The 21639-nt window shown below is 72.1% G+C and carries 13 protein-coding genes; 10 read left to right on the forward strand and 3 right to left on the reverse strand.

What is annotated here, in order from left to right; translation table 11 throughout:
- Positions 1-264 precede the first annotated feature (264 nt).
- The 3 genes from VLK66_RS26070 (at position 265) to VLK66_RS26080 (ending at position 9627) form a co-directional block, all read left to right on the forward strand.
- A complete protein-coding gene (locus VLK66_RS26070; RefSeq protein WP_325312440.1) occupies positions 265-5124 on the forward strand; it encodes a non-ribosomal peptide synthetase in 4860 nt (1619 codons plus the stop codon).
- Positions 5125-5474: 350 nt separating this feature from the next.
- Complete coding sequence (locus tag VLK66_RS26075) at positions 5475-8918, forward strand: amino acid adenylation domain-containing protein (RefSeq protein WP_325312441.1); 3444 nt, start codon at positions 5475-5477, stop codon at positions 8916-8918.
- Between the two features lie 91 nt (positions 8919-9009).
- Positions 9010-9627: a hypothetical protein gene (locus VLK66_RS26080; RefSeq protein ID WP_325312442.1), complete on the forward strand. Its 618-nt coding sequence runs from the start codon at positions 9010-9012 to the stop codon at positions 9625-9627.
- A gap of 408 nt (positions 9628-10035) precedes the next feature.
- Here VLK66_RS26080 and VLK66_RS26085 read toward each other — a convergent pair whose 3' ends face one another.
- Positions 10036-10860 carry a hypothetical protein gene (locus VLK66_RS26085; protein ID WP_325312443.1) on the reverse strand — a complete coding sequence of 275 codons (825 nt, stop codon included), beginning with the start codon at positions 10858-10860 and terminating at the stop codon, positions 10036-10038.
- 257 nt (positions 10861-11117) lie between these two features.
- On the opposite strand from VLK66_RS26085, the gene VLK66_RS26090 reads away from it, so the two are divergent.
- The 7 genes from VLK66_RS26090 (at position 11118) to VLK66_RS26120 (ending at position 17994) form a co-directional block, all read left to right on the forward strand.
- Positions 11118-11945, forward strand: a complete 828-nt coding sequence (locus VLK66_RS26090) for an alpha/beta fold hydrolase (protein WP_325312444.1) — start codon at positions 11118-11120, stop codon at positions 11943-11945.
- Positions 11946-12371: 426 nt separating this feature from the next.
- Complete coding sequence (locus VLK66_RS26095; RefSeq protein WP_325312445.1) at positions 12372-13571, forward strand: acyl-CoA dehydrogenase family protein; 1200 nt, start codon at positions 12372-12374, stop codon at positions 13569-13571.
- A gap of 335 nt (positions 13572-13906) precedes the next feature.
- Positions 13907-15010: a phosphotransferase family protein gene (locus VLK66_RS26100; protein WP_325312446.1), complete on the forward strand. Its 1104-nt coding sequence runs from the start codon at positions 13907-13909 to the stop codon at positions 15008-15010.
- A gap of 245 nt (positions 15011-15255) precedes the next feature.
- Positions 15256-15705, forward strand: coding sequence for a hypothetical protein (locus VLK66_RS26105; RefSeq protein ID WP_325312447.1), 450 nt, complete (start codon positions 15256-15258; stop codon positions 15703-15705).
- A 248-nt stretch (positions 15706-15953) separates the two neighbouring features.
- Entirely contained in the window at positions 15954-16397 is a 444-nt protein-coding gene (locus VLK66_RS26110) for a hypothetical protein (protein ID WP_325312448.1), read from the forward strand.
- Positions 16398-16615: 218 nt separating this feature from the next.
- Positions 16616-17551 (forward strand): hypothetical protein, encoded by a 936-nt coding sequence (locus VLK66_RS26115; RefSeq protein ID WP_325312449.1) that lies wholly within the window; start codon positions 16616-16618, stop codon positions 17549-17551.
- A complete protein-coding gene (locus tag VLK66_RS26120) occupies positions 17548-17994 on the forward strand; it encodes a type II toxin-antitoxin system VapC family toxin (protein ID WP_325312450.1) in 447 nt (148 codons plus the stop codon). Before VLK66_RS26115 ends, VLK66_RS26120 begins: the two co-directional genes overlap by 4 nt.
- Positions 17995-18063: 69 nt before the next feature.
- On the opposite strand, the gene VLK66_RS26125 is transcribed toward VLK66_RS26120, so the two are convergent.
- Positions 18064-18363 carry a hypothetical protein gene (locus VLK66_RS26125; RefSeq protein WP_325312451.1) on the reverse strand — a complete coding sequence of 100 codons (300 nt, stop codon included), beginning with the start codon at positions 18361-18363 and terminating at the stop codon, positions 18064-18066.
- Positions 18364-18753: 390 nt separating this feature from the next.
- Positions 18754-21465: a DNA/RNA non-specific endonuclease gene (locus VLK66_RS26130; RefSeq protein ID WP_325312452.1), complete on the reverse strand. Its 2712-nt coding sequence runs from the start codon at positions 21463-21465 to the stop codon at positions 18754-18756.
- Positions 21466-21639: the final 174 nt, after the last annotated feature.

A 21639-nucleotide genomic window follows, 5' to 3' on the forward strand; every position in this document is an offset into this window, starting at 1 on the left:
TCGGCGCCGCGCGGGGATGCTGGAGCGGGCAACGCATCACACCACAGCTGAAGCGTACGCCACCACTTGCGCGCCGCAATCGAAGGTACCCCCCCCGTTATCGGGAGGGGGGTACGCGGCCCCAGCCGCGGGTGGAGGGCCCCACGGGCGCCGCGGAAGGGAGCTGATGCCTGGTATGCGGTGAGTTCGATCGGCTAATCGGTGATTTCAGCCGTGCTGGCAAGTGCGAGGGGATCCAGTCACCACCATCCCAGCGAGCACCCCATGCAGGACCTGCTCGACCGCAAGGCGGGCCTCACCGACGCCCGGCGCGCGCTGCTGGAGAAGCGGCTGCGCGGCGAGTCCCGCGGCGCCCGTCCGCGCGAGGCGATCACCCGCTGCGCCGGCGACGGGCCCGTCTTCCCGCTCTCGTTCGCGCAGGAGCGGATGTGGTTCCTGGCGCAGATGGACCCGGGCAGCCCCATGTACCAGGTCCCCGTCGCCATCTCCATCCGCGCCGACGTGGACGTGGACGTCCTGGAGCGCGCCGTGGCCGAGGTGGTGCGCCGACACGAGGCGCTGCGCACCGTCTACCGCATGGTGGGTGGCGAGCTGAAGTCCGTCGTCCTTCCGCCGTACCCGGCGCGCGTGGACGTCTTCGACCATCGCGGCCGCATCGCCGCGGGCGAGAGCGTGCGGGCGCTCATCGCGGAAGAGGGCGCGCGGCCGATCGACATCTCCACCGGCCCGCTGGTGCGCGTCACCCTGCTGCGCGTGAGCGACGAGCGCTGCGTGCTGGTGAAGACCACGCACCACATCACCACCGACGGCTGGTCCGAGCCCGTCATCTTCTCCGAGATCGACCACCTGTACGGCCGCTTCGCGCGCGGGCTGCCCAGCGATCTGCCCGAGCCCCCTCTCCGCTACGCCGACTACGCCGTCTGGCAGCGGCGCTGGCTTTCCGGCGACACGCTGCGCGAGCAGGTGGACTACTGGCGGAAGCTCCTGGCCGGCGCCCCCGCGCTCGACCTCCCCACCGACCGTCCCCGCCCGCCCGCCGAAAGCCACCGCGGCGCCATCCTCCGCTTCACCGTGCCGCCCGGGCTGACGCTGGCGCTGCGCGAGCTGTGCGCGCGCGAGCGGGTGACGCTGAACATGGTGCTCACCGCGGGCTTCTTCGCGCTGCTGCACAAGTATTCGGGGCAGAGCGACATCGTGCTCGGCGCGCTCTTCGGCAACCGCAGCCGCGCGGAGCTGGAGCGCATCGTGGGCTACTTCGTGAACACCGCCGCGCTGCGGATGGACGTGTCGGACGACCCCACCTTCGTGGAGATGGTGGCCCGCGCGCGGACCGCGGTGCTGGACGCCGACGCGCACCAGGACCTCCCGTTCGAGAAGCTGGTCGACGAGCTGGACCTGCCGCGCGACCTCAGCCGCCACCCGCTGTTCCAGGTGATGTACTTCCACCACGTGTACGTGGAGATGCACCGCGCCTCGGACGACGGGATGCTGAGCGCGCTGGACCCGCGGCCGGTGCACGTGGAGCACAGCGTGGCGCTGGTCGACACCGGCGTCTCCAAGTTCGACCTGCTGCTGAGCACCATCGAGTCCGGCGACGGGCTGATGGCCACGCTGGAGTTCGCCACCGACCTGTGGGACGTGGCGTCGATGCAGGCGTTCTCCGCGCGGCTGCTGGCGCTGCTCGGCGACGCCGCCGCCCGCCCGCACGCCCGCCTCTCGCGCCTGTCGATGCTGGACGACGCCGAGCGCGAGTCCATCCTCCGCGCCTCCCGCGGCATCGAGCGGGAGATCCCGTTCATCCCCCTCCCCCGCCGCTTCGAGACACAGGCGGCGGCGACGCCGGGCGCGCCCGCGCTAACGTACGACGGCGCGACGCTCACCTACGCCGAGCTGAACGCGCGCGCCAACCGCCTGGCGCGCCGCCTCCGCGCGCTCGGCGCCGGGCCGGAGGTGCGTGTGGGTGTCTGCCTGGAGCGCACGCCGGAGCTCGTCGTCTCCCTCCTCGCCGTCCTGAAGTCGGGCGCGGCGTACGTCCCGCTCGACCCGGCGCATCCCTCCGCCCGCCTGCGCGCGCTGCTGGCCGACGCGCGCGCCCCGCTCCTCATCACCACGTGGGGGAGATGGGAGGCGATCGGCGGCGACCGTGTCTCGCCTGTCCTCATCGACGCGCACGCGGAGGAGATCGGGCGGGAGGAAGATGGCGATCTGGAGATGGAGATCGATCCGCGCACGCTCGCCTACGTCCTCTTCACCTCCGGCTCCACGGGAACGCCGAAGGGGGTGGAGGTCCAGCACGGCGGCGTCTCCAACCTCCTCGGCTGGATGCGGGAGATGGTGACGGACGACGAGCGCGCCGCCGTTCTCGCCTCGACCTCCGCCTCCTTCGACGTCTCCGTCGCGGAGATCTTCGACACCCTCTGCAACGGTGGCCGCCTCGTTCTCGTCGCCAACGCGCTCGACCTCGTGGGCCTCCCCGGCGCGGACGCGGTGACGATGGGGGTGATGGTCCCCACCGCCGCCGCCGAGCTTCTCCGCGCCGGCGCCCTCCCGCCGCGGATGGCGACGCTGAACCTGGGCGGTGAGGCGCTCCCGGCCACGCTGGTGGATGCGCTGCACGCGGCCGGTTCGGTGCGCACCGTCCGCAACCTCTACGGCCCCACCGAGGCGACGGTCTACTCCACCGTCGCCGTCGCCGAGCCCGGCGCGGAGCGCGTGAGCATCGGCCGCCCCGCCGCCAACACGCGCGCCTGGGTGCTGGACGCGGCGATGGAGCCCGTGCCGCCCGGCATCCCCGGCGAGCTGTACGTGGCGGGGGCGCAGGTGGCGCGCGGCTACCTGCATCGCCCCGCGCTCACGGCGGAGCGATTCCTCCCCGACCCGTTCTCTCGCGAGGGCGGGGCGCGGATGTATCGGACGGGCGACCGCGTGAGATGGTGCGAAAGTGCGAGAGTGCGAGAGTGCGAAAGTAACTCATCGCGAGGTGAGACTTTCTCTCCCCCGACACCCAATCGCCCGACGCTCGCGCCGGCGGATGCAGGCCGCGCCGACCCCGTCCCTCCCGCAGGCAGTTCTGGGGGAGGGACAGGCGAGGCACGAGCCAGGGAGAGGGCCCACGGAGGCGAGGAAACGCACTCTGCCAGTCCGCGCGAAGACCCCACTTTCGCACTCTCGCACTCTCGCACTTTCGCACCTTCTCTCGCACTCGAATACCTCGGGCGCCTGGACAGCCAGGTAAAAGTCCGCGGCCACCGCGTCGAACTGGGCGAGGTCGAGCACGCGCTCCTCCATCACCCCGCCGTGCACGAGGCCGTCGCGGTCGTGCGCGACGGGCGGCTCGTCGCGTACACCGTCGCCGCGCCGGGGGTGGAGATGGTGGCGCCGGCCGGGCTGCGCGCCTTCCTCCGCGAGCGGCTGCCGGAGATCATGGTCCCCGCCGCCATCGTGGCGATGGACGCGTTCCCGACCACCACGAGCGGGAAGATCGACCGCGACGCGCTCCCCGCCCCGCGCGGCGAGGACGAATCGCCCGCGCCCGCGTCCGCCGGCGGCGAGCCGTCGAACGCGGTCGAGGCGGCGCTGGCGCGCGTCTGGGCCGACGTGCTCGGGCGCGACCGCATCGGCATCCACGACGATTTCTTCGCGATGGGGGGAGATTCCATCCTCTCCATCCACGTGATCCTCCGCGCGGCGCAGGAGGGGATCCGCATCGTCCCGCGCCAGATCTTCGCGCACCCCACCATCGCCGGCCTCGCCGCGGTGGCGGGATCGGCGCCGGTGATCCACGCCGAGCAGGGCCCCGTCACCGGCGACGCGCCGCTGGTGCCCGTGCAGGGATGGTTCTTCGAGCAGGACCTCCCCGACGCGCACCACTGGAACCACGCGGTGATGGTCCGCGCCGCCGAGCGCATCGACCCCGCCGTCCTCCTCCGCGCGGTGGATGCGGTGATGGCGCACCACGACGCCCTCCGCGCCGTCTTCCGCCGCGGCGACGAGGGGTGGACGCAGCACTTCCCCGCGCCCGGCGCCCCATCCCCCGTCGATTTCGCCGACCTCGCCGGCGTGCCGGACGACGGGCTCGCCGCCGCCATCGCCGCGCGGGCGGAGGAGGCGCACGCGTCGCTGGACCTGGAGCGCGGGCCGGTGATGCGCGCGGTGCTCTTCGACTGCGGCCCGGCGCGCCCGCAGCGGCTCGTCGTCACCAGCCACCATCTCGTGGTGGACGTGGTCTCGTGGCCGCCGCTGCTGGAGGACCTGGAGACGGCGTACCGCGCGCTCGCCGCCGGCGCCGATCCCCATCTCCCGCCCAGGACCACGTCGTACGCGCAGTGGGCGCGGCGGCTGGCGGAGTTCGCGCGCACCCCCGAGCTGCGCGCGGAACTCGGCTACTGGTGCGATGCCATCCCCCTCGCCCACCCCCCGCTCCCCGCGGACGGCGACGGCGCGGACGTGGAGGGCGCCGCGCACGCCGTGGTCGTGGAGCTGGACGAGGCGGAGACGCGCGCGCTGCTGGAAGACGTGCCGCGCGCACACGGCACGCAGATCAACGACGCGCTCCTCGCCGCGGTCGCGCACGCCGTCGCGGAGTGGACCGGCCGCGCGGAGGTGCTGGTGGAGGTGGAGTCGCACGGCCGCGAGGACCTGTTCGACGACATGCATCCGGCGCGCACCACCGGCTGGTTCACGACCATGCATCCGCTCCTCCTCCGCGCCGAAGCCGCCATCGGCGAAACGCTGCGCGCGACGAAGGAGATGCGGAGCGCCGTCCCCCGCCGCGGCCTCGGCTACGGGCTGCTGCGCTGGGGTGGAGATCCGGCCGATCGCGCGCTGCTGGCCGCCCGCGCCCGCCCCGAGATCAGCGTCAACTACCTGGGGCAGATGGACAACCGCGCGCCCGACGCCGCGTCGCTCTTCGTCCCCGCCGCCGAGCCGCTGGGCGCGCTCCGCTCCCCCCGCGCCCCGCGCCGCTACCGCATCGCCCTGGAGTCGATGACCGCGGACGGCCGCCTCCGCCTGATGTTCTTCCACGGCCCCGCCATCTACCGCCGCGCCACCATCGAGCGCCTGGCGAACGGGTGCATCACGGCGCTCCGGGAGTTGATCGGGACGGCGAGCGGGGATGGGTGAAGGAGATCTGGACTGACCGTTAGGAGGGGCTTCGGCACCGAGCGGAGATGCTCCGCCCGCTTGGCTGGCCCACGCCCCCGGCCCCACCGCCCGCTCCGCGGGGGAGGGGAGAACTAACCGCGAGGAGCCTCGGAGCGCGCCACGATGGCTGGGTTTCGCCTCGCGGCACACCACCGCCCGACGACTGCATCACCGCCCGAGCGCCCAATCGAAGTTACCCCCTCCCGTTATCGGGGCCCGTTATCGGGAGGGGGTACGCGGCCCCAGCCGCGGGGAGGGCCCACGGGGGCGCGGCCGCAATGAAGCCCGGCAGCGCCACCCATCCGCGGTAACGAGAGCCTGAGCCTGAGATGAACCGCAAGAACGTCGAGGACCTCTACCCGCTCTCCCCGCTGCAGCAGGGAATGCTGTTCCACACGCTCTACTCGCCGGGGTCGGGCGCGTACCTGGAGCAGATCAGCATGCGCCTGCGCGGCGCGGTCGACACGGACGCGTTCCGCCGCGCGTGGCAGGCCGTGGTGGACCGCCACCCCGTGCTCCGCACCGGCTTCGTGTGGGAGGGCGTCCCGCAGCCGCTGCAGGTGGTCTTCCGCCAGGCCGAGCTCCCCTTCACGCACCAGGACTGGCGCGCGCTTCCGCCGGCCGGGCAGGAGCGGCGCTTCGCGGCGGAGATGGAGATGGAGCGCGCGCGCGGCTTCGACCTGGCGCGCGCGCCGCTCGTCCGCGTGCGCCTCTACCGCACGGCCGACGACGAGCACCGCTTCGTGCTGGCGTCGCACCACATGCTGCTGGACGGGTGGTCGCTCCCCCTGGTGCTGGGCGAGTTCGGCGCGCTCTACCACGGGTTCGTGCGTGGCGCAAAGGTGGCGCTCCCCGCGCGCCGGCCGTTCCGCGACTACATCGCCTGGCTGCGCGGGCAGGATGCGGGCGCCGCCGAGGCGTTCTGGCGCGCGCGGCTGGCTGGGTTCGCGTCGCCCACGCCGCTGCCGCTGGACCGTGCCCCGCACCGCGCCGGCGCTCCCGCCGAGGCGCACGCGCAGGAGCAGGCGCACCTCCCGCCGGAGCTGGCGTCCGCGCTGGATTCCGTCGCGCGCCACCTGCGCGTCACGGCCAGCGGGGTGATGCAGTGCGCATGGGCCGCCGTCCTGGCCGCGTACGCGGGCGAGCGCGACGTGGTCTTCGGCGCCACCGTCTCCGGCCGCCCGGCGGAGCTGCCGGGGGTGGAGGAGATGGTGGGGATGTTCATCAACACCGTCCCCGTCCGCATCCGCCTCCCCCGCGCCGGCAGCGTGGGCGACTGGATCCAGGCGGCGCACCGCGAGCAGGCCGAGGCGCGGCTGTACGAGCACGCGCCGCTGGCCGAGGTCCGCACCTGGAGCCCGGTTCCCGCCGAGAGCGGGCTTTTCGAGACGCTGCTGGTCTACGAGAACTATCCGCTCGACGCGCTCGGCGGCGGCGCGGAAGGGGCGGACGACGGGGCTTTCGAGATCGTAGAGGGGCACTCGCCGGAGCGGACCAACTACCCGCTCTCGCTCGTCGCCGCGCCCTCGCCCGAGTCGTTTCGCGTCACCGCTACGTACGATCCCGGGCGGCTGGACGCCGAGTCCGTGCGCGCTGTCCTCGGCGGCCTGCGCAACGTGCTGGAGCGGATCGCGGAAGATGCGTCGCGCCCCATCGCGGACCTCACGCCGCTGGATGCCGCGGAGGCGCGCCGCATCACCCGCGATCTCGACGGCGACGTGCCCGAGAATCCGCGCGGCGACACGGTGCACGCGCTGTTCGAGGCGGCCGCGGCGCGCACGCCGGACGCCGTCGCCCTCGCGCACGGCGGCGAGCGCATCGCGTACGCGGAGCTGAACGCGCGCGCCAACCGCCTGGCCCGCCGCCTCCGCGCCCTTGGCGTCACCGCTGAGACGCCCGTCGGCGTGTGCCTGGCGCGCACGCCGGACCTCGTCGCCGCCCTGCTCGCGGTGCTGAAGGCGGGCGGCGCCTACATCCCCCTCGACCCCGCCTATCCCTCCGACCGGCTGGGGTGGATGCTGGGGGATGCGGGCGCCCCGCTCGTCATCGCCCAGCGCGGCACCGCCGCCGCCATCGCCGGGACGGCCGCGCGCGTGCTGTTGCTGGATGACGAGCGGGAGGCGATCGGCCGCGAATCGGAAGACGATCCGGAGCCCGTCACGACGGCCGGGAACCTGGCGTGGATCCTCTACACGTCGGGCTCGACGGGGCGGCCGAAGGGGGTGCAGATCGAGCACCGCAGCGCCGCCGCCTTCCTGCACTGGATGCGCAAGTGGGTGCCGGAGGAGGAGATGGGCGGAATCCTCTTCTCCACCTCCATCTCCTTCGACGTCTCCGTCGCGGAGATCTTTTTCGCGCTGGCGTGGGGCGGCAGGGCGGTGATGGTCGAGAACGCGCTCTCGCTCGCGGAGCCGGGCGCCGGCGCGGGCGTCCGCCGCGCGAGCATGGTTCCCGCCGCAGCCGCGGAGCTGGCACAAACGGGCCGCATCCCCCCGACCGTCCGCACCTTCGCGCTCGCCGGCGAGCCGCTGCCGCCTGCCGTCGCCGAGGCGCTGTACGCGCTCCCGCACGTCCACCGCGTGGAGAACCTGTACGGTCCGACGGAGGATACGACGTACTCGTGCGCGTGGCTCGTCCCGCGCGGGGCGGGGGAGATGCGGATCGGGCGGCCGATCGCCGGGTCGCGCGCGTACGTGCTGGACGACCTGCTGCGCCCCGTCCCCATCGGCGCGCGCGGCGAGCTGTACCTGGCCGGAGACGGCCTCGCGCGCGGCTACCGCGCTCGCCCGGGAATGACGGCGGAGCGCTTCCTTCCCGATCCTTTCGGGACCGCCGGAACGCGGATGTACCGCACCGGCGACCTGGCGCGATGGAGGGGCGAAAGTGCGAAAGTGCGAGAGTGCGAAAGTAACTCACCGCGAGATGAGGCTTTCGCCTTTCCGACACGCGGTGGCTCGACGCTCACGCCAGCGGATGCAGGCCGCGCCGACCCCGTCCCTCCCCCAGTCGGTTTTGGGGGAGGGACAGGCGAGGAACGAGCCAGGGAGAGGGCCCACGAAGCGTCCGAAGCACACAGCAGTTCGTCGAGTGACGAACCCACTCTCGCACCTTCGCACTCTCGCACTTTCGCACTGGAGTACCTGGGCCGAGCCGACTTCCAGGTGAAGGTACGCGGCGTCCGCATCGAGCCGGGGGAGATCGAGGCCGTGCTGCTCGCGCATCCGGACGTGGACGAGGCTGTCGTCATCGCCCGCCCGTCGGAATCGGGAGACGCTCGGCTCATCGCCTACGTCGCCGGATCGAATCCTCCGGCCGCGGCGGAGATGAAGGCGCACCTCCGCGCGTCGCTGCCCGAGACGATGGTGCCGGCCGCCTTCGCCGCGCTTTCCGCGCTGCCGCGCACGCCCAACGGCAAGGTGGACCGCGCCGCCCTTCCCGATCCCGATCTCCCCGCCGGGGCGGAGCAGTTCGTGGAGCCGAGCGGGCTGGCCGAGGAGGCGCTGGCGGAGATCTGGAAGGACGTGCTGCGCCGCGACCGCATCGGCGCGCGCGACAACTTCTTCGAGCTGGGCGGGCACTCGCTGATGGCCACGCAGGTCGTGTCCCGCGTCCGCGCCGCCTTCCAGGTCGAGCTCCCGCTCCGCACCCTCTTCGAGCACCCCACCTTCTCCGCCCTCGCCGCCGCCATCGAGGACCTCCTCCTCGCCGACATCGACGCGGCGGAGGCATCGACCGGCGCTCCCGCGGAGGCCGTGGCATCACCGTCGCCGTAGCGCGCTGGCATCGGTCTGGCTGGTTACGATGCTGCGCCCGTCGTGGATCGGCGGACGCGAGTCCGATCGTCTCCCCGAGCGACGAGTTGTCATGCGCGCGAGTTCTCGCCATCTACCCGCCGTCCTGCTCTTCCTGAGCCTCGCTCTTCTCGTGGCCGCGCCTGCCCGCGCGCAGTACCAGCGGCTGGGCTTCGTCTCCGCGGGCGTCGGCGGCGCGCCGCAGGAGGCGTATCTCGATGCGCAATTCACCATCGCGGCCGGGTTCATCGCCCGCTTCGGGCCGCCGGTGGGCGTGAGCGTGGGGGTTCGCAGCATCACCGCCTACTCGCGGCTGAGGCCGGATGAGAGCGCGCTCCTGGATTCGCTCGGCGCCGCGTCCGGCGAGGTGGAGGGCGGCTCGGCCACGGTGAGCGAGGTGGGGCTGGACCTGATGGCGGGGTACGACACCGGCGCGCTGGGCGGCTACGGCTGGTACGGCATCCACTACTACAACGAATCGCGCAGCGACGCGGTGATCACCACGCCCGGCGGCACCTTCCAGTCGGACGTGCGCAACCGCGCGGACCTGGGCCCGTCGTACGGCGCGGGGGTGCAGTGGCGCATCGTGCCGCGCGCCGCCGTGTTCGCCGAGTGGTTCCGCGGCGGCGGCTTCGACGACCGGATGATCCGCCTCGAAGGCCTCCGCCTGGGCGTCAACGGCGTGTTCTGATAGGTCCGGAGATGAGCCTGTGCTTTCGCGCCGCACCCGTCCGACGTCATCCTGAGGCCGACCACACTGTAACTATTGTCTGCACGAAAGGTTGCAGGCCGAAGGATCCATAGCCGCGGCAGCACGTGAGTCGGTGGGATGCACTGAGACCGAAATCGGGCCGATCGTGCAATCCGGCAGCGCACGTGCGGCCTCGCTTATGGATCCTTCGGCCTGCAAACGTTCGTCCGGGGGCAACGACGGTGTGGCCGGCCTCAGGATGACGTCTCTCTGCGCAATTGGAATGCACAGGTGATTGCCAGATCCGGTATGATTGTTCCTCCAGATGGTACAAATCTCCGTGCGAAAAACGAAGCACCCCCGCGGCCCGGCCGCGGGGGTGCTTCGTCGATCTGGATCGATCCCGGTCTACCGCCCGCGGCGCACGGTTACCGGGCCGTTGGTGGTCACGGCGCGGACGGGGGCGCCGCCGCCGCCCAGCTGCGTGGTGAACTGGCGCGGGAAGCGGCCCTGCACGGTCACGGGGATGTCGACGTTCATCGGGCCGTTCACGGTGCCGGTGGTGAGCGTGGCGCTGTAGCCCTGCGGCACCGTCAGCGCGACCGGGCCGTTGGTGGTTTCGGCGTCCAGCCCCTCGCCGTTCCAGCGCGAGCCGGAGAGGCGCACCGCGAGCGGCCCGTTGGTGGCGCGGGCGTGCACGTTGCCGCCCAGGTCGTTCAGCGCCAGCGGGCCGTTGCGCACGCTCAGCTCCATCCGCCCGGTCACGCCCGTCACCCCCAGCGGCCCGTTGTTGGCCGTCAGCCGCAGGTCCATCCGGCGGGGGACGAACACGACGTAGGTCACCGAGTACCCGGTGCGCCGCGCGCTCTCCGGCCCCTCCGCGTAGATCTCGCCGCCGGCGGTGTGCACGCGCACGCGCCCGGCGATGGCCCGCGCGTCGTCGCGCGACGGCGCCCACGCCTGGATGCGCTGCTGCACCAGCACGTCCGCGCCGTCCCAGGCGCGCACGCTCACGCCGCCGTTCTCGCGCCCGTCCACCACCAGCACCCGCGGCGCGGCGATGCGCGTCTCGCGCTGCTCGCAGACGGTGGCGCGGTCGTTGTCGCGGTTCCAGCGCTCGCAGTTGGCGGCCCACTCGCGCGCGTCGTCGCCGTCCTGCGCGGCGGCGGGGCGGGGGAGGAGCGCCAGGGCGGCCAGCGCCAGGGTGGCGAGCGGAAGGCGGAGGGTGCGCATCGGTAGGCAATCTCGTTCTGGGGGGTCGATGTCCATCGCAGTCGTCGCATCTTTCGACGCCGCCATCTCCCGAATGGTTTGAACCCGCGGGCGCGGAAGCTGGCCGACCCCACCGAAATCACCCTCCCCACTCCCGCACTTTCGCACTTCGCACTTTCGCACTTCTGTTCCGCACTCCCGCGCCTTTCCCCCGCCGCCCCGCCGCCCCATCTTCATCCCACACCCGACATCTCCATCCCCGCCCCGACATCCTCCCGATGCCGAACATCACGGTCAACGGCGCGAGCCTGTGGTACGACGAGCACGGCAGCGGCGCGGAGACGATCGTCTTCGCGCACGGACTGCTGTGGGACGGGCGGATGTTCGACGCGCAGGTGGCCGCGCTGAAGCATCGCTACCGCTGCATCACCTTCGACTTCCGCGGCCAGGGGCGGAGCGCGGTGGCGGCCGGCGGCTACGACATGGACACCCTGGCGGACGACGCGGCGGAGCTCATCGAGAAGCTCGGCGCGAAGCCCTGCCACTTCGTGGGCCTGTCGATGGGCGGCTTCGTGGGGATGCGGCTGGCGGCGCGGCGTCCCGAGCTGATCCGCTCGCTGGTGCTGATGGAGACCTCGGCCGAGCCCGAGCCGCCGGAGAGCGCGTCGCGCTACCGCATGCTGGGCGCCATCGTCCGCGTGCTGGGGAAGATGGGGATGCGGATGGTGATGCCGCGCGTGATGCGCATCATGTTCGGCGGCAGGTTCCTGGACGACCCCACGCGCGAGGCGGAGCGCCAGCTCTGGCGCGAGCGGGGGATGGCGAACCACCGCGTGGGCATCACCCGCGCGCTCCGCGGCGTCATCGACCGCAAGCCGGTGCTGGCCGAACTGGACCGCATCGCCTGTCCCACGCTGGTGATGGTGGGAGACGAGGACGTGGCCACGGTCCCCGAGAAGGCCGAGCGCATCCGCGGCGCCATCCGCGGCGCGCGCCTGGTGATCATCCCCGGCGCCGGCCACACCTCCTCCGTCGAGGAGCCGCTCTTCGTCAACCGCGTGCTGACGGAGTTCCTGGCGCGCATGGCCGCCTCCGCCTCGGCGTGAACGATTCTTCCGCGGACGGTAGCCACCACGATGACGTCATCCTGAGGCCGGCCACTCCGCAAGCCGAGTCCGCGCAAGTATTTGCAGGCCGAAGGATCTGTCGCCCGTCCAGCACGTGACCCGGAGCCGTGCTTGAATCGCGTGAGGCGAGAGGATGTCGGGCCGCCGAGGTGGGCGAAAACTGCGACTCACGTCGCGGCTACAACGGCACGCAGTCCGCCTTCGCGGACTTCATCGGCGCGAGCGATGGATGGGAGGCGATGCGGTCACGAAGGGCGTTGCCCCGCGCGCAGGGCTTCGGTCGCAGTCCCGCAGGGACTTTGTGCTCTTGTTGCCCGCGAATTCCATTCGCAGGGTGCGGAGGGTTGCTGCACGCGCCCGCATCATCCCTGCCGCTGATCCTTTCTCCGGCCTGCCGCCGCATCGATGCTAGCCGACCCGCGCCCCGAGCTTCGCCCGCTGCTGGGCCGCATCTCCGCCTTCGTGCAGGGCGAGCTGGCGCCGCTGGAGGAGCGCTTCCTGCGCGAGCCCGTGCGCGCCATCCTCCCCGCGATCCGCGAGGCGCGCGAGCGGGTGAAGGCGGCCGGGATCTGGGCGCCGCATCTCCCGCGCGACCTGGGCGGCCTGGGGCTGCCGCTGGCCGACTTCGCGCACGTCAGCGAGGCGCTGGGCCGCTCGCCGCTCGGCCACCTGGCGTTCAACGCGCAGGCGCCCGACGTCGGCAACATGGAGCTGCTGCACGCCCACGGCAGCGAAGAGCAGAAGGATCGCTGGCTCCGTCCGCTGGCCGCCGGCGCGCTCCGCAGCTGCTTCTCCATGACCGAGCCCGACCGCGCCGGCTCCAACCCCGTGTGGCTGGAAACCACAGCGCGGCGCGACGGCGGCGACTACGTCATCGACGGGCGCAAGTGGTTCACCTCGTCGGCCGACGGCGCCGCGTTCGCCATCGTCATGGCCGTCACCAACCCCGACGCCGAGCGGCCGCACGCGCGCGCCAGCATGATCGTCGTCCCCGCCGACACCCCCGGCTTCCGCATCGTCCGCAACATCCCCGTGATGGGCGAGGCGGGCGAGGACTGGTTCTCGCACGCCGAGGTCACGTACGACGGCGTTCGCGTGCCCGTCGGGAACCGCATCGGGGCCGAGGGCGCGGGGTTCCTGCTGGCGCAGGAGCGGCTGGGGCCGGGGCGCATCCACCACTGCACGCGGTGGATCGGCGTGTCGGAGCGCGCCTTCGAGCTGATGTGCCGCCGCGCCGCGACGCGGGAGCTGGCGCCCGGGGAACTGCTTGCCGATCAGCAGGCCGTGCAGCACTGGATCGCCGAGAGCCGCGCCGAGATCGACGCCGCGCGCCTGCTCACGCTGAACGCCGCCGCGGTGATCGATGCCAGGGGCGCCCGCGCGGCGCGGGTGGAGATCAGCACCATCAAGTTCTACGTGGCCGGCGTGCTGCAGCGCGTGCTGGACCGCGCCATCCAGGTCCACGGCGCGCTGGGGATGACCGACGACCTGCTCCTCTCGTGGTGGTATCGCCACGAGCGCGGCGCCCGCATCTACGACGGCCCCGACGAGGTGCACAAGTCGCTCGTCGCGCGCGAGGTGCTGAAGAAGTACCGGAGTGCGTGAGTGCGGAAGTGCGTGAGTGCGTTGGTTCCGCGCGCGTTGGGATGCTGACCGGCGTCCTCGCGTTCCCGCAGCCTCGCGCCGCCCTCTCCCCGCGCCTGAGAGCGCTCGTCCTCTCCCGTACCGGCGAGGGGGGTAGCCTGGCCACGCGCGGGGCCTGCAACCTCTGGCCGCACCCATGTTCCGGAGTGGCGGTGATGCGGGATGGCTACCTCTCCCGGTACGGGAGAGGTGGACGGCCTGAGCCGGCCGGAGAGGGCGCGATGCCGCGGGCGCGCGGCGAAGTTCGAGCCTACGTCTGCTTCTATCTTCGAGACGCCCACCGACGCGGAATCCCGATGTCCACCGATCCCACGCCGCCCGTCGTCGCGCCGACCTCCACCCCCCTCGACCGCGACGCCCCCGTCCGCCCCGGCGAGGAGCTGGACGCCGCCGCGCTCTCCGCCTATCTCCGCGACCACCTCCCCGGCATCGGCGGCGACGTGGAGGTGCGGCAGTTTCCGCGCGGATTCTCCAACCTGACGTACCTTGTCCGTGCGGGCGGGCGCGAGATGGTGCTGCGGCGGCCGCCGTTCGGCGCGGCGGTGCGCGGCGGGCACGACGTCGTCCGCGAGCACCGCATCCTCGCGGCGCTGCATCCCGTCTGGCCGAAGGTGCCGCGCCCCGTCCTCTGCTGCGACGACGAGTCGGTGCTCGGCGCGCCCTTCTACCTGATGGAGCGCGTCCCCGGCATCATCCTGCGCGACCGTCCGCCCGCGGGCCTCGACCTCGGCCCCGAGTCCATGCGCCGCGTCTGCCTCGCCGCCATCGATACCCTCGCCGAGCTGCACAACGTGGACTGGCGCGCCGCCGGCCTCGAGGGCATCGGCCGCCCCGAAGGCTACGTCGCGCGACAGGTCGAGGGCTGGACCGCGCGCTGGGAGAAATCGAAGACCGACGACGTCGCCGCGATGGACGAGGCCGCCGCCTGGCTCGCCGCCCATCTCCCGCCCGAGGGCCCGGCATCCGTCATCCATAACGACTACAAGTACGACAACCTGGTCCTCGACCCCGCGGACCCGGCCCACGTCCGCGCCGTGCTCGACTGGGAGATGGCGACGCTCGGCGATCCGCTGATGGACCTCGGCACTACCCTCGCGTACTGGGCCGAGCCGGGCGACCCGCCCGAGCTGAAGTCGTTCGGCATCACCCACCTCCCCGGCAACCTGGACCGCCGAGGTGTCGCCAGCCGCTGGGAGGAGCGGACGGGGCGCGACGCCTCCGGCATCCTCTTCCACTACGTGTACGGGCTGTTCAAGGTGGGCGTCATCGTGCAGCAGATCTACGCCCGATACCGTGCCGGGAAGACGCAGGACCCGCGCTTCGCCGGCCTCATCCACCTGGTCCGCGCCACCGGCCGCATGGCCGCTCAGGCCGTCGAGCGCGGCACGATCGGCGCCTGACACAAGTCGCTGCGCCTGTTCGACTTGGGAGAGAGGGAGATGGAGATCGCCACGCCGTGACGCCGGGCGCGCTCGGCTCGTCTCTCCCCTGCGGCTCGCGAACTCTCGCCCGGGCGTGGAGGATTGCGGATCGCGCCCGGATGGACATATTTCGATGAACCCCTGCGCTCCAGACGCACCGCGAGCCGCCGCGCGCGCAGCCCGGCCGCCCCGCCGCTTCCACCCTCTCCCACCGGAGCCCTCCCGTGAAGCCCATCGCCCCGCTCGGGCTTGCCGCCGCGGCGCTGCTGTTCGCCGCCTCCGGCGCGGCCGCGCAGACCCCGCAGGCCGACACCGTCCTGACCGCCGCCGGCGCGTCGCCCGCGGACCCGGTGGCCGCCGTCAGCCGCGTGCGCGGCCGCCGCGACGTGCTGACCCTCGAGGAGATCCAGGCCACGCACCTGACCAACGTGTTCGAGGTCGTGTCACGGCTGCGGCCGCAGTGGCTGCACAACCGCGGCGGGCCGTACCCGGACCCGGACGGCTCGGTGGAGGTGCAGGTGTTCTTCAACGGCCAGCCTGTGGGCAACACCGAGGCGCTGAAGCAGTATCCCACCAACACGGTGGCCACCATGCGCTTCGTGGACCCCATCCGCGCCCGCGCCACCTACGGCCCCCCCAACGGCCGCGGCGTCATCACCGTCACCAGCCGCTGAACGTCGCCGGATCGGGAGGAGGCAGCGGAGAACTACTCCGCAAACCTCCCTGACCCCGCGCCCGGATCGGGATTGATCACACATACGCCAGAGGGCCGGAGAACTTCGCCTTGGACGATCGTCGAGCGGCATCCTCGGCGCTTGACGGCACCTATCCGACAATATTTACTTACGGGAGGCAGTTTGCGGTCGTCCTTTCATGCGGCACGTCCCGGTGTGTTCCCCTCCCCTTTCGCAGGAGCCCGCTCGTGAAGAGCCTTTTCCTTGCCTGCAACTCGGTCGCGCTCGTGCTGTTCGCCACCGCCGCCGCCGCGCAGACGCAGCCCCCCGACACCGTCCCCCCCGCCACGGCCGCGTCACCCGCGAGTCCCGCCGCCGCCAGGCGCGCGCGCATCCAGCGCGACCTCATCACGCAGGAGGAGATCGATGCCGCGCAGGTGGCCACGGCTTACGACGTGGTGCAGCGGCTGCGGCCACAGTGGCTGCGCAACCGCGGCGGCCCGGTGCCGGACCCGGACGGCTCGGTCGAGGTGCGGGTCTACTACAACTCGCAGCCGATGGGCGGAGTCGAGGCGCTGAGAGACTACACGGCCGGCCAGGTGGCCACGTTGCGCTACTTCGATCCCATCAACGCCCGCACGATGTATGGCCCGGGGAACGGCCGCGGCGTGATCGTCGTCACCGGCCGCTGAACGGACCGGGCATCACACCAGAGAAGCGGAGCAGCAGAGGGAACGCCTCTGCTGCTCCGCATCTTTGCGTGCCGATCATCGGTCTTCCCGACCGAGCCGCTGGGCGCACGTCTGGAACAGACTGTCCTGCCGGTGGCCGCTTCGGCGTGAGGCTTGTCACTTTCTTCGAGTTCCGCCACATTATGTGAGTCCCACGCCCCCCGGAGGTCCGCTTCGCGATGCAGCCCTACTCGCTCGTCCTGCACGGCTTCGAGAACCGCGATGGCGGTCTCCCCGGCGCCCTCGTCCGCGATCTGCTCGACGCGGTCGACGACGGCGCGAAGGGGGCCGTGCGCCTGCGCTTCGAGGGCCGCAGCCGCGCGAAGGGCGGGTTCGCTCCCGGATGGGTGAACGACGCCGCCACCTTCCAGGTCGTCGGCCTCCTCCCCGAAAACGCGGGGATCGAGCTGAGCGCGCCCACCTTCCTGGAAACGCTCCCCGAGCGCTTCGCACAGGGCGACCTGTTCCGCGTCGTGAACCCCGACGACACGGCGCTGACGCTCCTGGGCTGCAGCCTGGGCGAGGCGGTGCGCGGAGAGGCGGACAGCGACGCGTTCGACGAGCCGCTCCTGGCCACCTTCGAGGAGTTCCGCCGCGTCTTCCGCCACGGTGTCCAGTCGCTCGAGATCCGCAATGGACGCCCAGGGTCGACCCCGCTCGTCGTCACCCGGCAGGGAATCCAGACGGTGCACCGGCTGAAGAGCAGCACGCCCCGGCCGCGCCGGGTCCGGCTCGCGGGGAAGCTCGACGCGATCCGCCACAGCGACCGCGCGTTCACGCTGGTGATCGAATCCGGCGCGCAGATCCGCGGCGTGCTGATCGAGGGCGAGCCGGAAGATCTGGCAGGACATTTCGGCCGCACCACCATCGTCTCCGGCACGGCGCAGTTCCGCCCGTCCGGCACGCTGCTGCGGGTCGAGGCCGACCACCTGGAGCGGGGAACGGACAAAGACCTCGCCCGGTGGTCCGCCGTTCCCGCGCCGCTCGACCCGCAGCCCGAGAACCGGCGCTCCTGGCAGCCGCAGCATCGGAACGGGCTGGCGTCGATCGTCGGCGCGTGGCCCGGCGACGAGGGCGACGAGGAGTTCTTCCGGATGCTGGAGGAGCGAGCGTGATCGCGCGGGACCGGCTGGTCCTGCTGGACACGAACGTGCTCCTCCACATCCTGCGCGGCCGCGCGGCGGGAACGTGGCTGCTGGAGCGGTTCGCCCTCCTCGCGCGCCCGGAGAAGCCGCTGGTGTCCGTGGTCAGCATGGGCGAGATGTGGCGCATGGCCGAGCGCCGCCGCTGGGGCCCCGCGCAACGCGAGAAGCTGGAGGCCGTCGGGTCTGCCGTGCTGGTGATCGATCTGGAGCCGGCGGTGGTCCGCGGCTACGGCGAGCTGGGCGCGTACCTGGACGACCGCGGCGTTCCCATCCCGCAGAACGACCTCTGGATCGCATCCACCGCGCACGCCAAGCACGCGACGCTGCTCACCGCCGACCGCCACTTCGACGCGCTGGCCGATGCCGGGCGCCTCACCCGCGAGTTCGTCGATCCCGGCGATCTTCCGAGGTGACTTCCTGCACCAGCGAAGGGGCCGTGCCCGGCATCGGGCGCGGCCCTTCGTCGTGCATCGCCCGACGGGTCAGACGGTGCCGCCCGGCCCGCACGCGTCGGGCGAGGTGCACACGCAGCTCTGCGGCGGCGGCGCGCACCACTGGTCGGTGTTGCAGCAGATGCGCACCGGGTCGGTGCGAGGGTACAGGCACTGGCAGGTGACCTCGCCGAAGGTCTGCGTCGCCTGGCAGCTGGGCGTGGGGTAGGCGCACGCCGAGGGGCGGGTGTCGTAGCCATGTCCCCGCACGGTCCCCGCCGAGTCCATCCCCTCGCCGGTCGTGAACGAGTCCACCGCGAGGTGTTCCAGGTCCAGCCGCAGCTTGTTCATCGTGCCCTCCCCTGTTCGGGTGTCGGTCGATCCCGCGCATCCGCATCACGACGATGCGTCTCGAACGGTGCGGCTGACTGCGTGCGGCTCCAACCTCCCCGGAGCGAAACCGCCGGACTCCGGCACGAAGCGGAGCGGCAAGGGTGCGATGCTTCGACCCCTCTCGCCCGTCGATCCGGCCGATCTCCCGAATGGCATCCATACGGACGAGGGGGCCGCACCCAGCCGGGCGCGGCCCCTTCGCTCTTCATCCACCCGAGTCGCGGGCGTTCATCCACCGCTCACCGCAGGGAGAATTCAGCGGAGGCAGGGGACGAAAAAGCGGAGGGGCCGCGCCCAAACCCGGGCGCGGCCCCTCCGCTCTCCATCGTACCGAAGCAGCTCAGCGCGTCAGGCGCCGATGCTGTCCAGGATGCGCTGCGCGGCGGCGACCAGCGCGTCGCCCTGTGCCTGCGAGAGGCGGCCCGACTGCACCGCCGCCTGCACCTCGTTGATGAACGCGCCCAGCTGGCCGCGAGCCGCGTCGATTTCGCCGCGGGCGAGCGAGGCGCCGGCCGCGCGCAGCTTGGCGTTGGCCGAAGCCGCCGCGCCGCCCATCGCGCCGTTCACCTGCGCCTGCAGGTTCGCGATCGCCTGCTGCGCGCTCAGCACGGTCACGGTCGCGGTCTTCGTCGACACCGCGCCGTCGTCGTCCGTCACCGTCACGGTCACCGTGAAGGTGCCCGCCGCGGCGTAGGTGTGGCTCAGCGAGAACGACTGCCCGGAGAGCGCCAGCGGCTGCGCGCCCGCGCCGTCGCCGTAGTTCACCGTGGCCGTCCACGTGTCCGCGCCCGGGTCGGTGAACGAGCCCGCCGCCGTGTACGTCTCGTGCGGCAGCAGGGAGCCGCCCGCGAACGCCGCCACCGCCGGGGCCACGTTGAACACCGTCACCGCCGTGGTCGCGGTGGCCTCGGCGCCGTGCACGTCGGTCACCGTGAGCGTCACGATGTAGTTGCCGTTGTCGGCGTAGGTGTGGCTCGGCTTCACGCCGGTGCCCGTGGTGCCGTCGCCGAAGTCCCAGGCGTAGGTCAGCGCGTCGCCGTCGGCGTCGCTCGAGGCGCCGGCGTCCAGCGTCACCGCCGAACCCTCCATCCCGGTGTACGGACCGTCGGTGGCCGCCACGGGGGCGTGGTCGCCGGTCTCCACCAGGATCTGGATCTGCTTCGGCAGCTTGCTCAGGAAGTCGTACCCCGTCTCCTGCTCCAGCTGGTGCACCGTCACCTGGAAGTTCTGCCAGGGCACATTGCGGATGCCGACCGACGACTGCGGCACGCCCGGCGTGGTCAGGTTCGGCATCTTCACCGCGATCACCTGCAGGTCGGCCGCCGAGTGCACGTCGGCCAGCCCCTCGCCGCCGTCCATGATCACCGCGACCTTCCACGTGTAGTCGGGGATCGCGACCTTGCCCTCGTTCTTCAGCGTGCCCGGGGTGGCCGCGTACTCGCCGCCCGCCACCACGTAGATCTCCTTGCCGCTCGTCCGCGCCAGGTCGTTCAGGTAGTTCTCGAACTGGCTCCAGGGGCCCTGGTTGTTCTCGGCGCCCTGCGGGATGATGTTCGTGAGCAGGAAGGTGGTGGCGTTCTCCTGGTCGGTGGTGGTCCGGCTCTCCGACTGCACCATGTGGCCGCGGTCGTAGCCGCCGTTGCGGTAGTCGAAGTCCACCACGTGGTACACGTCGGCCGGCAGCGTCTGGTCGGCGCTGAAGCAGTCGCAGCGCGGAACACCGCTGAACTGGCTGGCGTTCAGGTTCCAGCTCACCCAGTCGGGCTCGCCGCGCGCCGGGTTGTAGCCCGACACGTACTGCGCCTTGCTCAGCACGATCTCACCCGCCGGCACGCCCGTGGGGGCGCCGAACTCCAGGTGGTTGCGGTAGATGGCGCTGGTGGGCGCCGTGGCCGGGATCACCGTGAACGGCACCTCGCCGTACACGCCGTCGGGCGCGGTGGCGCGGATGTTCGCGCTTCCCGCCGACACGCCGGTGATGTACCCCAGGCTGTCGACCGTGGCCACCGCCGGGTCCGAGCTGCTCCACACCAGCGCCGGCGTGACCGTGGCGCTGGTGGTGGTGCGCGTGGTGGGGAAGGCGGGCTTGGTGTACCCCGCCGGCACCTGCGCCGGGTCGTTGATGGAGATGGAGATGCTGGCCACGTCGCCCGGGTTCACCACGAACAGCGGGGCGGTGCCGGTGACGCCGTTCGAGGCGGTGGCCGTCAGGTGCGCCACGCCCGTCGAAACGCCGGTGGCCACGCCGCTGTTGGCGTCGACCGTGGCGATCGAGGTGTTGTCGCTGCTCCAGGTGAAGTTGGTGGCGGCCGGCTTCCCGACCGAGTCCACCGCGCTGGCCGTGACCTTGAAGGTCGTGCCCGGCGTCACCCACGAGATGCGCACGCTCACGCTTACCGGCGAGCCGCCCTGGTTGGGCTGCCCCGGCGTGCCCTTGTCGCCCAGCCCGTAGGTGCTGACCGAGGTGGACCAGTTGGAGCCGCCGATGATGGTGTTGTCGGCGGTCAGGTCGATCACCCCGCGCGACGCGCCGGTGGGCGGCGAGTACGGGCCGGGCGCCGCGGGAAGCACGCGGGTGGCGTAGGCCACCGAGTCCAGCGTCACGTTCCCCGGCGTGCGCAGCGCCAGCCACTCGTTGGCGCTGCTGCTGCTCCCGTTGTTCAGCGTGATCGACGAGCCGTACGAGTAGGCCACCGGAACGCCGCCGTTGGTGGCGGTGTTCGCGTTGTTGCCGAACACCACGTACTCGCCCGGGTCCACCACCACGCTGCTGGCGATGGTGTGCGACTCGCTGGCCGTGAGCCCCGCGGCCGACACGATCTTGTAGCCCTGCAGGTCCACGGCGGCCGTGCCGCCGTTGTACACCTCGAACCACTCGCCGGCGGTGTCGCCCACCTTGGAGGGGTCGGGCATCACTTCGGTGATCATGATGCCGGTGCTCGAAACTACGTCGAGACGCGGAGTGGCCGGTGCCACCAGCTCGGTGCCGGTGTCCGCGCACGCCGCGATGACGAGTCCGAGCGCGGCGGTCAGCGCCACGCGGATCGTAGTCGGTCGCATTGCTCGGGGGGGTGTGCAGTGAAGTAGAGGCGCCCCCGTCATCGAAGACGGCGGGGGCGCTCGCCCGAGACTGTCGGGCGGAGCAGAATGTAACACCTTTTGCGCCAGCGGGCAAACGTTTCGTGGTAACACAGCGGTCCCGGCGGACGGCGGTGTTCGAAACCAGCTAAAGGA

The sequence above is a fragment of the Longimicrobium sp. genome (genome assembly GCF_035474595.1).
Lineage (GTDB): Bacteria > Gemmatimonadota > Gemmatimonadetes > Longimicrobiales > Longimicrobiaceae > Longimicrobium.

Excerpts from the sequence above, each read along its gene's own strand:
- VLK66_RS26100 (WP_325312446.1), top strand. The coding sequence starts at position 13,907 with ATGTCCACCGATCCCACGCCGCCCGTCGTCGCGCCGACCTCCACCCCC.
- VLK66_RS26085 (WP_325312443.1), bottom strand. The coding sequence starts at position 10,860 with ATGCGCACCCTCCGCCTTCCGCTCGCCACCCTGGCGCTGGCCGCCCTG.
- VLK66_RS26075 (WP_325312441.1), top strand. The coding sequence starts at position 5,475 with ATGAACCGCAAGAACGTCGAGGACCTCTACCCGCTCTCCCCGCTGCAG.
- VLK66_RS26080 (WP_325312442.1), top strand. The coding sequence starts at position 9,010 with ATGCGCGCGAGTTCTCGCCATCTACCCGCCGTCCTGCTCTTCCTGAGC.
- VLK66_RS26090 (WP_325312444.1), top strand. The coding sequence starts at position 11,118 with ATGCCGAACATCACGGTCAACGGCGCGAGCCTGTGGTACGACGAGCAC.
- VLK66_RS26130 (WP_325312452.1), bottom strand. The coding sequence starts at position 21,465 with ATGCGACCGACTACGATCCGCGTGGCGCTGACCGCCGCGCTCGGACTC.
- VLK66_RS26070 (WP_325312440.1), top strand. The coding sequence starts at position 265 with ATGCAGGACCTGCTCGACCGCAAGGCGGGCCTCACCGACGCCCGGCGC.
- VLK66_RS26115 (WP_325312449.1), top strand. The coding sequence starts at position 16,616 with ATGCAGCCCTACTCGCTCGTCCTGCACGGCTTCGAGAACCGCGATGGC.
- VLK66_RS26095 (WP_325312445.1), top strand. The coding sequence starts at position 12,372 with ATGCTAGCCGACCCGCGCCCCGAGCTTCGCCCGCTGCTGGGCCGCATC.
- VLK66_RS26125 (WP_325312451.1), bottom strand. The coding sequence starts at position 18,363 with ATGAACAAGCTGCGGCTGGACCTGGAACACCTCGCGGTGGACTCGTTC.